The sequence below is a fragment of the Bradyrhizobium sp. C9 genome (assembly GCF_002532045.1).
Lineage (GTDB): Bacteria > Pseudomonadota > Alphaproteobacteria > Rhizobiales > Xanthobacteraceae > Bradyrhizobium.
This window is the reverse complement of record NZ_NWTG01000034.1, coordinates 1-15,692: the sequence shown is the minus strand read 5'-3', so window position 1 is coordinate 15,692 and position 15,692 is coordinate 1. Positions and strand designations below refer to the sequence as shown.

Sequence of the window (15,692 nt, the reverse complement as noted above, 5' to 3'; positions counted from 1 at the left end):
GTTCATCAGGCCTCGGAACGGAGGCGGCTTAGATGTGGTATGTCTTCAGCGGCGGAATGCCGTTGAACGCCACCGACGAGTAGGTCGACGTATAGGCGCCGGTGCCTTCGATCAGCAGCTTGTCGCCGATCTCGAGCGTCACCGGGAGCGGATACGGCAGCTTCTCGTACAGCACGTCGGCGCTATCGCAGGTCGGGCCCGCGAGCACGCACGGCGTCATGTCCGCCCCGTCATGCGGGGTGCGGATGGCGTAGCGGATCGACTCGTCCATCGTCTCGGCGAGACCGCCGAACTTGCCGATGTCGAGATAGACCCAGCGCACCTCGTCCTCGTCGCTCTTCTTGGAGATCAGAACGACTTCGGTCTCGATGATGCCCGCATTGCCGACCATGCCGCGGCCCGGCTCGATGATCGTCTCCGGGATCTGGTTGCCGAAATGCTTGCGCAGCGCGCGGAAGATCGACCGGCCATACTGCAGGACCGGCGGAACGTCCTTGAGGTACTTGGTCGGGAAGCCACCACCCATGTTGACCATGGTGAGGTTGATGCCGCGCTCGGCGCAGTCACGGAACACGGTCGAGGCCATCGCGAGCGCGCGGTCCCAAGCCTTCACCTTGCGCTGCTGCGAGCCGACATGGAACGAGATGCCGCACGGCTCCAGACCAAGACGCTTGGCGAGGTCGAGCACGTCGACCGCCATCTCCGGGTCGCAGCCGAACTTGCGCGACAGCGGCCACTCGGCGCCGGCGCAATCATAGAGGATGCGGCAGAACACCTTCGCGCCGGGAGCGGCGCGGGAGATCTTCTCGACCTCGGCGGCGCAGTCGACCGCGAACAGGCGAATGCCGAGCGCGAAGGCACGCGCGATGTCGCGCTCCTTCTTGATCGTATTGCCATAGGAGATGCGGTCCGGAGTCGCACCGGCAGCCAGCGCCATCTCGATTTCCGCGACGGTCGCGGTGTCGAAGCAGGAGCCGAGCGAGGCCAGCAGCGCCAGCACTTCGGGCGCCGGGTTGGCCTTCACAGCGTAGAACACGCGGCTGTCCGGCAGCACCTTCGCGAAGGTCTGGTAGTTGTCGCGCACGACCTCGAGGTCGACGACGAGGCACGGCTCGGTGTCGAGACCTTCGCTGCGGCGGTGACGCAGGAATTCCTGGATACGTTCGGTCATGGCACTCTCCAACGGCCCCAGCGACGGGATCCGCATCAACGTGACGTCGGATAAGAGTGCTCTGGCCGCATTGCGCGATGGAGGCGCAACGAAAGCCAAAAGACTCAAACCAGACTGTGCTGCCGTGGATTGGTTGGGAGAGTTTCCCGCCCGCTCACCTGGCAATGAAGGACAAGCCTTTTCAGTAGCCCGCGCCGGCGTTGGACTGCCGGTAGAGACCAAAAAAGCCCGATCCGTCGTTGCTTTAAGTCGCGTCCCCCGTTGAGAGCGGGGTGCGCCGGTTCGCCTCCGGCTGCCAGTCACGGTTGCAAAGAGTGGTGAGACCTTCAACGGCATCCCTGGAGAGGGAGGCTGGCCGCCTCGTGTCCTGATGGACGTAAGCGACCCTCGGTTCTTCCACCCCTTGGCGGCTGTCCGGCCTCTTGTCCGGATACCTACCGACTGACACACGACCACAGGCACGTGCGAAATTGGGCAAGGCAGGAAATAAGTCTTTTGAATTCGCTTCGCAAGAATTTTTTTGCGATAGCGACAAATTTCCCTAACGCGTACTTGCGATGGCGCGCACAGCAGGCGCTGAAGATGAACGGCTGTTAAGAATGACTAACGAAGCGTGTGCGTTTAAGCCCTGTGCCGCAGCGCTTTCTTGAATCGCTTCGGCTCACGCGCGGCGCGTGAACGGCTCGATGCGTTGAGCTGCGCGGATGAAGGCGATCATGATCAGGACGCCGATGCCGAACAGCACGGCCTGCAGGATGTGTGCGCCGAAATCACCGAGCCCGAGCGCGATCGCGAGCGCCCAGCCGCCGGCGAAGGCCGCGCCGAACACTTCGGCGCCGATCAGGATGGCCGCCGAAATCACGGTGATGACGCTCGGCCAAAGGATCCGGCTGGTGCCTGCGGTGGAGGGCTGCATGGTCATGGAATAGGTCCTGTTCAGGGGGCGCAATCTCTCCGAAAAGTGCCCATCTATCAAGCGCAAAAGGCCCAAAAATGCCGTATCGCGTGATATAGATTGGGCCGCATTTTCAAGGCGAAAAACGGGATATTCGATGTCAGAAACCAGCGCAGACGCTCACGCCAACCCCCTCCTGCAGGCATGGCGGACGCCGCTCGAGACGCCGCCCTTTGCCGAGATCAAGCCGGAGCATTTCCTCCCGGCCTTCGAGCAGGCCTTCGCCGACCATTCGGCGGAAGTGGCTGCGATTACCCACGATCCGGCGCTGCCCGACTTCGACAACACCATCACGGCGCTGGAGCGCTCCGGCAAGCTGCTGTCGAAGGTCTCGGCGGTGTTCTACGACCTGGTCTCGGCGCATTCGAGCCCTGCGATCCTCGAGATCGACAAGGAAGTCTCGCCCCGGATGGCGCGGCACTGGAATCCGATCATGATGAACGCTGTGCTGTTTGGCCGCATCGCCATGCTGCACGAGAAGCGCGCCTCGCTCGGCCTGACCGGCGAGCAGATGCGGCTGCTGGAGCGCACCTACACCCGCTTCCACCGCTCCGGCGCCGGGCTCGACGACGCGGCCAAGGCCCGCATGGCGGCGATCAACGAGCGCCTCGCCCAGCTCGGCACCTCGTTCAGCCACCATCTGCTCGGCGACGAGCAGGAGTGGTCCATGGAGCTTGGCGAGGGCGACCGCGCCGGCCTCTCCGACACATTTGTGGCGGCCGCCAAGGCTGCGGCGGAAGAGCGCGGCAAGGGTGGCAAGGCGATCGTGACGTTGTCACGCTCCTCGGTCGAGCCGTTCCTGCAGAGCTCGTCGCGGCGCGACCTGCGCGAGAAGGTCTACAAGGCCTTCACGGCGCGCGGCGACAACGGCAACGCCAACGACAACAACGCGACCATCGTGGAGATCCTCTCGCTCCGCGAGGAGACGGCGAAGATCCTGGGCTTCCCGACCTACGCCGCCTACCGCCTCGAGGATTCCATGGCCAAGACGCCGGAGGCGGTGCGCGGCCTGCTGGAGCGGGTCTGGAAGCCGGCGCGGGCGCGGGCGCTCGCCGACCGCGATGCGCTGCAGGCGCTGATCACCGAAGAGGGCGGCAATTTCACGCTGGCGGCCTGGGACTGGCGCTACTACGCCGAGAAGCTGCGCCAGGCCAAAGCCAATTTCGACGATTCCGCGATCAAGCCCTATCTGGTGCTCGACCACATGATCGAGGCCGCGTTCGACTGCGCTACCCGCCTGTTCGGCGTCACCTTCGCCGAGCGCAAGGACGTGCCGGTCTGGCACCCGGATGTGCGGGTGTGGGAGGTCAAGGGCCGCGACGGCCAGCACAAGGCGCTGTTCTACGGCGATTACTTCGCGCGGCCTTCCAAGCGCTCCGGCGCCTGGATGACGTTGCTGCGCGACCAGCAGAAGCTCGACGGCGACGTCGCGCCGCTGGTCATCAATGTCTGCAACTTCGCCAAGGGCGCCGACGGCGCGCCGTCGCTGCTGTCGCCCGACGACGCGCGGACCCTGTTCCACGAGTTCGGCCACGGCCTGCACGGCATGCTCTCGGACGTGACCTATCCGTCGCTGTCGGGGACATCTGTGTTCACCGACTTCGTCGAGCTGCCCTCGCAGCTCTACGAGCACTGGCAGGAGCGGCCCGAGGTGCTGCAGCGCTTCGCTCGCCACTACCAGACCGGCGAGGCGCTGCCGGACGACCTGCTCAAGCGTTTCCTCGCCGCGCGCAAGTTCAACCAGGGCTTTGCCACCGTGGAGTTCGTCTCCTCGGCGCTGGTTGACCTCGAATTCCACACCCAGCCGGCGGCGGCGAGCCGCGACGTCCGCGCCTTCGAACAGAAGGAGCTGGAGAAGATCGGCATGCCCGCGGAGATCTCGCTGCGGCACCGACCGACCCAGTTTGGCCACATCTTCTCCGGCGACCATTATGCGTCGGGCTACTATAGCTACATGTGGTCGGAGGTGATGGACGCCGACGCGTTCGGGGCCTTCGAGGAGGCCGGCGACATTTTCGATCCGGCGACCGCCAAACGGCTGCATGACGACATCTATTCGTCGGGCGGCTCGCGCGATCCCGAGGAGGCCTATGTCGCGTTCCGTGGCCGCGAGCCCGAGCCGGACGCGCTGCTGCGCCGTCGCGGCCTGCTCGAGACGCCTGAGGCGGCCTGAAGGTGCGGCAGTCTCTGAAGTGCCTGATCGCCGGGCTCGCGCTTGCTGTGTCCGTCGTGCTCGGCACGGCGGCCGCCGGGGCTCATCCGCATGTCTGGATCGTGGCCAAGAGCGAACTGATCTATGCGCCTGACGGCACCATCACGGGGGTCCGCCACGCCTGGACCTTCGACGACATGTTCTCGACCTATGCGCTGCAGGGCATCGAGACCAAGGTGAAGGGCGCCTACAGCCGCGAGGAGCTGGCGCCGCTGGCGCAGACCAATGTCGAGTCGCTGAAGGAATACGCCTACTTCACCTTCGCCAAGGGCGACGGCAAGAAGCAGAAGTTCACCGAGCCGGTCGACTACTTCCTCGAATACAAGGACTCGGCGCTGACGCTGCACTTCACCCTGCCGGTGAAGACGCCGTTCAAGGCCCGGCAGCTCTCGCTCGAAGTGTTCGACCCGACCTACTTCATCGACTTCCAGTTTGCGGAGAAGGAGCCGATCAAGCTGGTCGGCGCCGCGGCCGACTGCAAGATGGCGTTCGAGCGGCCGAACGATGGCACCGCCGCCGCGCAGAAGCTCGGCGAGCAGAACTTCCTCGACGGCAATGCCGGCAATTTCGCGATGATGTTCGCCAACAAGATCACGGTGGATTGCCCATGACGCCGATCGTCTCCCGCGCGATGCGGGGCCTCGCCGTGTCCGCTGCCGTGCTGGCGGCATTGGCGGTGCTGGATGGCGCGGTTCATGCGCTGCTGGCGCAGAATCCGTTCGGCGCGCCGCGCACAGCGGAGCCGCAGGGCGGGATCGTCGGCTGGCTGTTGGCAAAACAGTCGGAGTTTTATCGCGAGATGTCGGCGACCATCCGCGCCGCGAAATCCGACGGCTCCGCGGTCTGGACGCTGCTTGCGATCTCCTTTGCTTACGGCATCTTCCATGCCGCGGGCCCCGGCCACGGCAAGGCGGTGATCTCGTCCTACATGGTCGCCAATCGCGAGACCGCGCGGCGCGGCATCGTGCTGTCGTTCGCCTCGGCGCTGATGCAGTCGCTGGTCGCGGTTGCCATCGTCGGCGTCTGCGCCTGGCTGCTCAATGCGACGGCGAAGACCATGTGCGGCGCGGAGAAGGCGATCGAGATCGCAAGCTACGCGCTGATCGCGGCGTTCGGCGCCCGGCTGGTCTGGGTCAAGGGCGGCAGCTTCCTCCGCGCGCTGCAGGCGCCGCGGCCGGCGTTGGCGATGGCCGGCGCGCATCAGCACGACCACCATGATCACGATCATCACGACCATGGCCATGGCCATGGTCACCATCATCGCCACGCGCATGACGATCACGGCCATCACCATGATCACGGCCACGATCACGGGCACGACCCGCACCATGTTCATGACGAGCATTGCGGCCATTCGCACGGGCCGACGCCGGCTGAACTCGCCGGTCCCGGCGGCTGGCGGCGCGGCTTCGGTGCGATCCTGACGGTCGGGATCCGGCCGTGCTCGGGCGCGATCCTGGTCTTGGTGTTCGCGCTGGCGCAGGGCTTGTTCTGGGCCGGCGTTGCCGCGACCTTCGTGATGGGGCTCGGCACCGCCATCACGGTGGCGGCGATCGCGCTGGTTGCGGTGTCGGCGGGCGGCGTGGCGGAGCGGCTGAGCGCTGCGCGCGACGGCGGCGGCATGGTGATCATGCGCGGCCTGGAATTCGCGGCTGCCGCGCTCGTGCTGTTGTTCGGGCTCGGGCTGCTCTTCGGCTATGTCGCGGCCGAGCGGGCGACGTGTTTGTAGGGTCGCAGCTCCCTGTAATCCGTCATCCTGAGGAGGCGCGTCAGCGCCGTCTCGACGGATCGACGGCCACCAGCCGGGCCGTGCATCCTTCGAGACGCCCGCAAGCGCGGGCTTCTCAGGATGACCGGGTAACAGGGCTCGGCGTGCCTAACTCGTCAGATATCCCCTGATCGCCGGCAGCAAGAAGATCGCGATGTTGATCGCAAAACCGATGCTCCACAGGATCGAGCGCAGCGTCGGGCGGTTGCCGATATAGGTGAAGACGTAGGCGATCCGAACAATCAGGAACAGCACGGCGAGCTCGTCGATCAGCCGCAGCGGACCGACGCGGAATTCGGCGAGCAGCACGGCGAAGGCGAAGAACGGGAAGGCCTCGATGCCGTTCTGGTGGGCGCCGAGCGCCCGCGAGCGGATTGGGTCGTCGTAGAAATCGGGATCGCGAGGCTTCGAATTGTCGAACCCGCGGATGCCGGCCCATTTCACCGATACGATCGTCAGCAGCGAGAGCAGCAGCGTCCCGAAGACGCACCATTCGGCGATCGTCATGGTTCCTCCCCATTCACGGACGGGAACGTAGCCAACCCGCACTCGGCTTGACAAGGTTGGAGCAACGCGCGAAGCCCAAAGACCCCAACGAAGGACTTAGGCGCAAGGCCATCATGAGCACGGTGATCCCCTTCGAGAGCGCGAAGCCCGCCGCGGCGCCGAAGCCGGAACGCGTCGGCGTGCTGCTGGTCAATCTCGGCACGCCGGATACGGCCGATGCCGCCGGGGTGCGGGTCTATCTCAGGGAATTCCTGTCCGATCCGCGGGTGATCGAGGACCAGGGCCTGCTCTGGAAGCTGATCCTCAACGGCATCATCCTGCGCGTCCGACCGGCCCGCAAGGCGCGCGACTATCTGAAGATCTGGAACACCGAGAAGAACGAGTCGCCGCTGAAGACCATCACACGCTCGCAGGCCGACAAGCTGGCCGAGGCGATCGCCGATCACGACCACGTCGTGGTCGATTGGGCGATGCGCTACGGCAACCCGTCGATCAAGGAGCGCATCGAGGCGCTGGCGGCGCAGGGCTGCAGCCGGCTGCTGCTGGTGCCGCTCTATCCGCAATATTCCGCGGCGACGTCGGCGACCGTCTGCGACGAGGCGTTTCGCGTGTTGGCCGGCATGCGCGCACAGCCGATCCTGCGGGTGACGCCGCCCTATTACGATGACCCAGATTATATCGACGCGCTCGCGGCCTCGATCAACGATCATCTCGCGACGCTGCCTTTCCAGCCCGAGATCATCCTTGCCTCGTTCCACGGCATGCCGAAGGCATACGTCGACAAGGGCGACCCCTATCAGGCGCAATGCATCGCCACGACCAACGCGCTGCGCAAGCGGCTCGGGCTCGATGTCGGCAGGCTGCTCCTCACCTTTCAGTCGCGCTTCGGCAATGCCGAGTGGCTGCAGCCCTATACCGACAAGACTGTCGAGAAGCTGGCCAGGGACGGCGTGCGGCGAATTGCCGTCGTCACGCCCGGCTTCTCCGCCGATTGCCTGGAGACGCTGGAGGAGATCGCGCAGGAGAATGCCGAGATCTTCCGGCACAATGGCGGCGAGCAGTTCGCCGCGATCCCCTGCCTCAACGACAGCGACGGCGGCATGGACGTGATCCGTCAGCTCGTGCTGCGCGAGCTTCAGGGCTGGATCTAGCAAGGCTTGATCCAAGCGGGCTGGATCTGATTGTTAACGATCCGTGACAGCGGACACCGTGCTTCGTTCAGGCTTGCTGCATCCGCCGTTCAGCTTGCGTGCATCTGGCAGTCCGACAACCGCTTCCTATGTGCTAGAGAGAACGACAGCCGGCTGAACCGGCGGAGCGGTCCTGCCGACCAATGCACGACCGTGCCTGGCGACGGTCTCGCGGGTCTCGCGGTGCCTTGGAGGACTTCATGACTGGCTTCGACATTTTCGCGATCGCGTTTGTTCTTCTCGTCATCGTCACGCTGTTCGCCGGGATCAAGACCGTCCCGCAGGGCTATGACTGGACCATCGAGCGGTTCGGCAAATACACCCGCACGCTGTCACCGGGTCTCAATCTGATCGTGCCGTATTTCGATCGGATCGGGCGCAAGATGAACATGATGGAGCAGGTGATCAACATCCCCGAGCAGGAGGTGATCACCAAGGACAACGCCACCGTCACGGTGGACGGCGTCGCGTTCTTCCAGGTGTTCGATGCCGCGAAGGCGAGCTACGAGGTCGCCAATCTCAACCAGGCGATCATCGTGCTGACCATGACCAACATCCGCTCGGTGATGGGCTCGATGGACCTCGACCAGGTGCTGTCGCACCGCGACGAGATCAACGAGCGGCTGCTGCGCGTGGTCGACGCCGCGGTCTCGCCCTGGGGCCTCAAGGTCAACCGCATCGAGATCAAGGACATCGTGCCGCCGGCCGACCTCGTCGAGGCGATGGGCCGACAGATGAAGGCCGAGCGCGTCAAGCGCGCCGACATTCTGCAGGCCGAAGGCCAGCGGCAGTCCGAAATCCTGCGCGCCGAAGGCGCCAAGCAAGGCCAGATCCTGCAAGCCGAAGGCCGCCGCGAAGCCGCTTTCCGCGACGCCGAGGCGCGCGAGCGTCTCGCCGAGGCCGAAGCCAAGGCGACCCAAATGGTATCGGAGTCCATCGCCAAGGGCGACGTCGCCGCGCTGAACTATTTCATCGCCGACAAGTACATCAAGGCGTTCGGGCAACTTGCGGAGTCGCCGAACCAGAAGATCCTGATGCTGCCGATCGAGGCAACGAGCGTGCTGGGCTCGCTCGCCGGTATCGGCGAGATCGCCCGCGCCACCTTTGGCGAGAGCGCGGCATCAGCCACGGCTGCCGCGCGGCGCGGCGGATCGGTGCCGTCGGCCGGTCCGACCCCGCCACCGCCGGTGCCGCCGCAGCGGTGAGGGCGTGACGGGCGATCGTGCGGCGTACTCATTTCACCTCCCCCCTTGTGGGAGAGGCAAAGGCCGCCTTTGGCGGCCGTACTTGAGAACGCCGAAGCGAAGCTTCGGCTGCGTCGCATCGCTAGATGCGATCCGGGTGAGGGGTCTCTCTCCGCGGAGAGACTGTTACCCCTCACCCCAACCCCTCTCCCACAAGGGGAGAGGGGCTTTTGACATTTGAGAGGTCACGTCATGGCCGAGATGTTTTCGACGTTGGGTACCTGGAACTGGCTGATCTTCGGCTTCATCCTGATGGCGCTGGAGCTCGCGGCGCCAGGCGTCTTCCTGTTCTGGCTCGGGCTCGCGGCGCTGCTGGTCGGGCTGTTGTCATTCGTCTTCACGCCGTCCTGGCAAATGCAGCTCCTGATGTTCGCGGTGTTCGCAGCGCTGGCGGTGCCGGCATGGCGGCATTTTGCCAAAGGCGCGACCGAGGCGAGCAAGACCAATCCGTTCCTCAACCGCCGCAACGAAGCCCTGGTCGGCCGCGAATTCACCCTGGAGAAGCCGATCGTCGACGGAGCAGGCACGGTGCGGATCGACGACACGGTCTGGCGCGTCGCCGGTCCCGATGCGCCGGCCGGCAGCCGGGTGAAGGTGGTCCGCGCCGACGGCGCGAGCCTGACGGTGGCGGCGGTTTAGCTGCGGTCCTGCTTGCTCCAGCGCTCGGCGAATCGCTGGAGCGGCGTGAAGGTCGCAAACAGCTCCCGGCCGAGCGCGGTGAGGCCGTAACCATCCTCCGTCAGCTCGACGAAGCCCGCCTCGCGCAGCTCGGTCAACCGCGTCTGCAGGATGGTCGGTGAGGCCTCGTCGCAGGCGGTGCGCAGCGCGCGCGATGTCAGCGCGCCGTCGCGCAGCTCCCACACGATCCGCAAGGTCCAGCGCCGTCCGAGCAGATCGAGCAGCGCCATGATCGGGCGGCCGGTCCGTGAGCCGCGGACGCCGGATTTTGTTGCTGGAACCTGCCTCGCCATCTCGCGACCCCCTTGAATCTGGCTTGCGCAAATCTCTCTTGCGTCGCTCGCTACAGATATTGTAGCGTTTCGCTACAGTAAATGTAGCAACGGGATCAACCCATGTCACGCATCGCACCGCTCGATCCGCCCTATGCGGCGGACGTTCAACAGCATTTCGACCGCATCATGCGTGGCAAGCCGCCGCTGGTGCTGTTCCGCATGATGGCGGGGCACCCGCGCGCCTGGGAGAAGTTTCGCGGCGGCAGCCTGCTCGACCGCGGACCGCTGCCGTTGCGAGAGCGCGAGATCGTGATCGACCGCACCTGCGCGCTTAATAAATGCGAATATGAATGGGGCGTGCATGTCACCGCGTTCGGCGCCGCCGCCGCGCTGTCGGAGCAGCAGATCCACGCCACCGCGCGCGGTGCGGCCGATGCCGACTGCTGGTCGCCGGCCGAACAGGCATTGATCGCTGCGGTCGACGCACTGCATGCCCGCGCGACGCTGGATGATGCGGAGTACGCAGCGCTGGCAGCGCATTATGATGAAGATCAGGTGCTGGAGATCATCCTGCTGTGCGGCTTCTACCGCACGGTCTCCTACCTCGCCAACGCGCTGGCGCTGCCGCTGGAGGCGACCGCGGCGCGGTTTCCGAGCTAGCCGTCATTGCGAGATTCGTAGGGTGGGTCAGCCGAAGGCGTAACCCACCACCATGTCCGAGCAAGAAGCGGTGGGTTACGCTTCGCTAACCCACCCTACGACTACGGACCGCGACTCTTACGCCACGCCGGCGCGCAGCAGATCGTGCAGATGGATGATGCCGACCGGCTTCTTCGCATCGGTCACGATCAGCGTCGTGATCTTCGAGGCGTTGAGCAGTTCCAGCGCTTCACCGGCCAGCGTGTCGCGGCCGATCGTCTTCGGGGTTTTGGTCATGACCTCGTCGACCGACAGCGTCAAAAGCTCGGGGCGCGTCAGCTGCCGGCGCAAATCGCCGTCGGTGACGATGCCGACGAGATGGCCGTGGCGGTCGACGATGCCGACGCAGCCAAAACCCTTCGAGGTCATCTCGACCAGCGCGTCCGACATCCTGGTGCCGAGCGGTTTCAGCGGCAGCGCCTCGCCGCTGTGCATCAGGTCGCGGGCATATTTCAGCAGCGCGCCGAGCTTGCCGCCCGGATGCAGCACGCTGAAATCGGTCGAGGTGAAGCCGCGGCCTTCGAGCAGCGCGATCGCCAGCGCATCGCCGAGCGCCAGCATCATCAGCGAGGACGTGGTCGGCGCCAGATTGTGCGGGCAGGCCTCGCGGGCCTTGGGCATGGTGAGCTGGACGTCGGCCGCCTTGCTCAGGGTCGAGTCCTTGTCGGCGGTCATCGCGATCAGCGGGATGCCGAAGCGTGCGGCATAGGCGATCAGGTTGCGCATCTCCGGCTGCTCGCCGGACCATGACAGCGCCAGGATCGCGTCGTCGGCCGTGATCATGCCGAGGTCGCCGTGGCTGGCTTCGGCAGTGTGCACGAAGAACGCCGGCGTACCGGTCGAGGCGAAGGTCGCGGCGATCTTGCGGCCGATGTGGCCCGACTTGCCGAGCCCGGTGACGATCAGCCGTCCCTTGGCCTTGCGGATCAGTTCGGCCGCCGCCGTGAACGCCGCACCGAGGTCGGACTTGAGTGCCGCAGACAGCGCAGCGACGCCGCTTGCTTCGGCATCGAGGGTGCGGAGCGCCGACTGAACGGCGCCGTCATCGGGGCCGGATGATTTGGTCATCAGCGGTTTCGGTTTGGCCATTTCGGATTCCAGGGGAGGGGTTTTGCACCCGGGCGTCTCCCTTAGCACGTTCGATTCCGCGATGCGACGCGCGCCGGCGGATCCTCAACGGCTCATTAACCATAATTGTTTTAACTCCATTAACGACGTTTTTCGCCGCCCGGCGAGATGCGTACGTCAAGTGCATGGATTCGTTGGGGTATTTCCATCGTGTGGCGGCGGCCAGCAAGCGGCCCAAATCGGCGCGGACGCTTCATTCGCGTGGTTTTGCCATGCCTTTTGCCGACTTTTTCGCTGACCGCGACGACCGGGCTCGCCAACGCCCAGACCGTGACACCGGACCTGTTCAGCCCGAACCGGCAGAGCCAGGTGATCACCCAGGACTCGCCGCTGCGCCGGACCACGGCCGATGCGACGGATCCGCTCAACGGCTTGAAGCTGCCCGACGCCGATCCTGCCCGGCGTGCCTCGTCTTCGTCGACATCAACCACGGACCGTGTCGGACAGGTCCCGACCTACGGTCTTCCTGCCGCCAATGGCGCGGCGACATCAGGCTATGACTCGCTCAACCGGAAGCGCCTGAAGCCGAAATATTATCCGGGCCAGGCCAAGCCGAAGCCGCCGCCGGGGCCTGGCTCGCCGGTGCCCACGGCGCCGCCATTGACCGCGGCCGGGCAGTTGCGGCTGTCGATCCCGCCGTCGGAGACCGCCAGCAAGCCGCCGCTGCCGCCCGCGATGGCCGGCACCATCGTCGGCCAGCCGCCGCGCCGGCGGCTCAAGCTCGACGACGATCCGTTCGGCGCGGTCGGCGATTACGCCGGCTCGTTCATGGTCAAGACCGCAGTCGAGGTGATGGCGGGCTACGATACCAATCCGGGCCGGTTGAATTCGCCGCAGGGCAAGGCGTTCTACATGGTCGCGCCGGAATTCGTCGCGATGTCGGACTGGGAGCGCCACGCCGTCGTCGCCGATCTGCGCGGCTCTTTCATCGGCTACGGCTCCCAGCTCACGCCGATCGACGGCACGCCGCTGTCGGCGCCGCTCGACGTCGACCGTCCGAGCTTCACCGGCCATATCGACGGCCGTCTCGATGTGTCGAGGGACACGCATCTGACGGCGCAGGCCCGCATGCTGGTTTCGACCGACAATCCGGGCAGCCCGAACGTGCAGGCCGGGCTCGCCAAATATCCGCTCTACTCGACGGTCGGCGGCACCTTCGGCATCGACCAGCATTTCAACCGCATGCAGGTCTCGCTCGGCGCCACCGTCGACCGCACCGACTATCAATGGTCGAAGCTGACCGACGGCACCTCGTCGTCGAACGACGACCGCAACTTCACGCAATATGGCGGTATTGGCCGCGTCAGCTATGAGCTCAACCCGGCGGTCAAGCCCTTCATCGAGGTGCAGGGCGACAGCCGCGTCCACGATCTCTTTCTCGACCGCGCCGGTTACGCGCGCGATTCATCGGGCGGCTACGCCAAGGCCGGCACCTCGTTCGAGTTCACGCGGCTGTTGTTCGGCGAGGTCTCGATCGGCTACGCGATGCGCGATTATGCCGATACGCGGCTCAACCGACTAGAAGGGTTGCTGACCACGGCTTCGCTGACCTGGACCGCGACGCCGCTCACTACGGCGAAATTCTATTCCGACACCCAGCTCGGCGAGACCACGCTGCCCGGCACCTCCGGCGTGCTGTCGCGCACCTACACCGTCGAGGTCGACCACGACTTCCGCCGCTGGCTGACCGCGATCGGCAAGTTCACCTACGGTACGTTCGAGTACAAGGGCGACAACCGCAACGACACGATCTACTCGGTGTCCGCCGACCTGATCTACAAGATGACCCGCAGTCTTTGGATCAAGGGCACCGTGCGCCGCGACTGGCTGGATTCGAACCTCGCCGGACAGAGCTCGTCGTCGACGGTGGTGATGCTGGGCGTGCGGGTGCAGAACTAAGGGTCCCTACGGAGAACGCACTGTTGGTGCGATGGTCTCAGTGTCCAAGGTTCGAACGAACCGGATAGAGTCCGTCGAAAACCGTTAGGCAGCAGTTTTCACAACTGGCGAAGCAGCTACGGCAGCTGAAGCAAGTGTCTGTAGGGTTTGCGTTCTTGCGAGGCGGGCATGCGCCTGTGCAAGACGATCTGCCGTCTCATTGAACGGGTCGCCCGCATGTCCCTTTACCCAAACAACCTTCACTCTTCGGGACTTCTTGAGTTCATTGAACTCTTTCCATAGGTCCGCATTTTGTTTAACTACCGTTCGCCCGTTGGCTGCGTCCGTCACGTATTGCGAGTCAGTTCGGATAATTACTGGGCGATTTGGATCGATGTACCTGATCGCTTCTATGACTGCCAGAAGCTCCATTTGATTATTGGTCGTAGAGGAGACCGACCCGCCAACCTCTTCATTGGTTTCGTGGACAACGAATGCCCAGCCACCCGGCCCCTGGTCCTTACCCCTTCGTCGGCCCATAGAGATGATTGAGCCGTCCGTTGAAATCGTGGCTGTGCTCGATGATCGAGCAAAGCGCTTTCCAGGTTCGACTGAAAAGGGGGCGTCATTCAGGTCTTTGGCGCGAATGTCAGTAAGCAGACAAACGCCACCCAGTCTTCTCCGGGTCTTCCAGTCTCCATCTGCGATCTGTCTCGCGAACCAATGCCTGAAGACATCAATCTTCTGATCTATCATACGATCAAGATGTTCCATCGTTACAGGCGAATTTCCGTAAGCGAACGCATCTCCCCAGCCTCGGATAACTTTGTCGAGTAGCGTCAGGGTCTGCGCATATCTCTGACGATTCTGCTCAAGATTGGATGTCTTTTTGACTTCAACAATGGATGAGCGGCCAATGGATATACATTCATCCACCTTCGTTAGAAGCTTTTCGCGAGCGCGGCGCGACGGCTGAAAGAGTCCAGGGCGCAAGTCGTAACCGAGAAAAACAAATCCGTCCTTCGCTCGGCCTACCCCAGCTTTGTCGCGGGATGAGGATGGCGAGAACGGATCATGACACGAGAGACCGAAGTTCTGCAAAGTTCGCTGTGCGTTGCGAAATGCCTTAGTGACGGCACCTTCTGTTTCGCCGAGTAGGACAAAATCATCAATGAAGCGAACGCAGGTAATTTTTCGGTCGTTCAACTGGATATCGAATTCGCGAAGTAGGATGTTTCCGAAAAGAGGAGATAGCGGCGAGCCTTGAGCGACGCCTTGCTCGTCAACGGGAAAGAGCCGCCTATCCTCACCGAGAATTTTTTCGTTCGACAGGACCACCGACGTAGCGCCGCGTAGCACTTGCATAAATTTGGGGTCGTCGATCTCGCCTTGCATTTTCGCAAGAACCGCGTCACGCGGTATCCCGTCAAAGAAGCCCGAGATATCCGATCTTGCGTAGAATGCCTTGCCATTGTCGAAGGCGTCGCGGATCAGCTTGAGGCCGTGCGGGACACTTCGGTTGGGGACACCGCCTACGCTGGTAGGTTGGTTGATGACGCTCCTTACGAACGCGGAATGGCTTTGCAGGCAATCTAACCATGCACGTTCCACAATCCGATTTTGAACCGACGCCATAACAATTCCACGGCTACCCCCATTCGCCTTCTTTTTTAGAACTCCCTTCTGTGGGTCGAATTCAAACGTTCCTGCTCGAATTCGCTTTTGAATCTTATGGATGTTTCTTTCGACATCCCGACCGAACATCTCGACGGCGACCCGAGTTTCGCTCGCGACCGAGTTGGCGCCGTTGCTCCTGATTCGATACCACGCGTTCCGCAGCGAGATACGCTCTGTCGCCTTGTCAAAAAGCCGGCCCATCGAACTCTCTCTGTTGGTGGGCGACATCGGTTGCCTCGCCCTACCTCTGAAGCTCACTGATGCTCAACAGGACCTCGGACGGCGTATTGATTTGCACCGTCTTCAGCAC

The 15,692-nt window shown here is 63.9% G+C and carries 15 protein-coding genes; 9 read left to right on the top strand and 6 right to left on the bottom strand.

Annotated elements, in window-relative coordinates:
- Nucleotides 1-28: 28 nt before the first annotated feature.
- Nucleotides 29-1,171 carry a type III PLP-dependent enzyme gene (locus CO675_RS36235; protein WP_097676670.1) on the bottom strand — a complete coding sequence of 381 codons (1,143 nt, stop codon included), beginning with the start codon at nt 1,169-1,171 and terminating at the stop codon, nt 29-31.
- Here CO675_RS36235 and CO675_RS36230 point away from each other — a divergent pair.
- Entirely contained in the window at nt 1,170-1,436 is a 267-nt protein-coding gene (locus CO675_RS36230; RefSeq protein WP_198964869.1) for a hypothetical protein, read from the top strand. The two genes, CO675_RS36235 and CO675_RS36230, sit on opposite strands and share 2 nt — an antisense overlap.
- A 396-nt stretch (nt 1,437-1,832) precedes the next feature.
- Here CO675_RS36230 and CO675_RS36225 read toward each other — a convergent pair whose 3' ends face one another.
- Entirely contained in the window at nt 1,833-2,093 is a 261-nt protein-coding gene (locus CO675_RS36225) for a hypothetical protein (protein ID WP_502693440.1), read from the bottom strand.
- Nucleotides 2,094-2,223: 130 nt separating this feature from the next.
- On the opposite strand from CO675_RS36225, the gene CO675_RS36220 reads away from it, so the two are divergent.
- From CO675_RS36220 to CO675_RS36210, 3 genes are read left to right on the top strand one after another with little or no spacing between them, the layout of a single operon-like run.
- Nucleotides 2,224-4,299, top strand: coding sequence for a M3 family metallopeptidase (locus CO675_RS36220; RefSeq protein WP_097676669.1), 2,076 nt, complete (start codon nt 2,224-2,226; stop codon nt 4,297-4,299).
- A gap of 2 nt (nt 4,300-4,301) precedes the next feature.
- Nucleotides 4,302-4,949: a DUF1007 family protein gene (locus CO675_RS36215; protein ID WP_245453068.1), complete on the top strand. Its 648-nt coding sequence runs from the start codon at nt 4,302-4,304 to the stop codon at nt 4,947-4,949.
- Entirely contained in the window at nt 4,946-6,067 is a 1,122-nt protein-coding gene (locus CO675_RS36210; RefSeq protein WP_198964868.1) for a nickel/cobalt transporter, read from the top strand. The genes CO675_RS36215 and CO675_RS36210 overlap by 4 nt, the downstream gene beginning before the upstream one ends.
- A gap of 147 nt (nt 6,068-6,214) precedes the next feature.
- Here CO675_RS36210 and CO675_RS36205 read toward each other — a convergent pair whose 3' ends face one another.
- Complete coding sequence (locus CO675_RS36205; RefSeq protein WP_097676667.1) at nt 6,215-6,613, bottom strand: MAPEG family protein; 399 nt, start codon at nt 6,611-6,613, stop codon at nt 6,215-6,217.
- A 113-nt stretch (nt 6,614-6,726) separates the two neighbouring features.
- Between CO675_RS36205 and hemH the strand changes: the two genes are divergently transcribed.
- The 3 genes from hemH (at nt 6,727) to CO675_RS36190 (ending at nt 9,686) form a co-directional block, all read left to right on the top strand.
- Nucleotides 6,727-7,764 (top strand): ferrochelatase, encoded by a 1,038-nt coding sequence (gene hemH / locus CO675_RS36200; RefSeq protein WP_097676666.1) that lies wholly within the window; start codon nt 6,727-6,729, stop codon nt 7,762-7,764.
- A gap of 239 nt (nt 7,765-8,003) precedes the next feature.
- Nucleotides 8,004-9,008, top strand: a complete 1,005-nt coding sequence (locus CO675_RS36195) for an SPFH domain-containing protein (RefSeq protein WP_097676718.1) — start codon at nt 8,004-8,006, stop codon at nt 9,006-9,008.
- Between the two features lie 231 nt (nt 9,009-9,239).
- Nucleotides 9,240-9,686 carry an NfeD family protein gene (locus tag CO675_RS36190; protein ID WP_097676665.1) on the top strand — a complete coding sequence of 149 codons (447 nt, stop codon included), beginning with the start codon at nt 9,240-9,242 and terminating at the stop codon, nt 9,684-9,686.
- Here CO675_RS36190 and CO675_RS36185 read toward each other — a convergent pair.
- The gene (locus CO675_RS36185; RefSeq protein ID WP_097676664.1) at nt 9,683-10,018 is read right to left on the bottom strand and encodes a winged helix-turn-helix transcriptional regulator; all 336 of its coding nucleotides are present in this window, start codon (nt 10,016-10,018) and stop codon (nt 9,683-9,685) included. The genes CO675_RS36190 and CO675_RS36185 overlap by 4 nt on opposite strands.
- Before the next feature lie 102 nt (nt 10,019-10,120).
- Between CO675_RS36185 and CO675_RS36180 the strand changes: the two genes are divergently transcribed.
- A complete protein-coding gene (locus CO675_RS36180; protein WP_097676663.1) occupies nt 10,121-10,660 on the top strand; it encodes a carboxymuconolactone decarboxylase family protein in 540 nt (179 codons plus the stop codon).
- A 117-nt stretch (nt 10,661-10,777) separates the two neighbouring features.
- Here the strand turns inward: CO675_RS36180 and CO675_RS36175 are convergent, their stop codons facing one another.
- A complete protein-coding gene (locus CO675_RS36175; protein WP_097676662.1) occupies nt 10,778-11,788 on the bottom strand; it encodes a KpsF/GutQ family sugar-phosphate isomerase in 1,011 nt (336 codons plus the stop codon).
- A 147-nt stretch (nt 11,789-11,935) separates the two neighbouring features.
- Here CO675_RS36175 and CO675_RS36170 point away from each other — a divergent pair, with 147 nt between their 5' ends.
- A complete protein-coding gene (locus tag CO675_RS36170; RefSeq protein WP_198964867.1) occupies nt 11,936-13,726 on the top strand; it encodes an outer membrane beta-barrel protein in 1,791 nt (596 codons plus the stop codon).
- An 84-nt stretch (nt 13,727-13,810) separates the two neighbouring features.
- On the opposite strand, the gene CO675_RS36165 is transcribed toward CO675_RS36170, so the two are convergent.
- Entirely contained in the window at nt 13,811-15,610 is a 1,800-nt protein-coding gene (locus tag CO675_RS36165; protein ID WP_198964866.1) for an RNase H family protein, read from the bottom strand.
- Nucleotides 15,611-15,692: the final 82 nt, after the last annotated feature.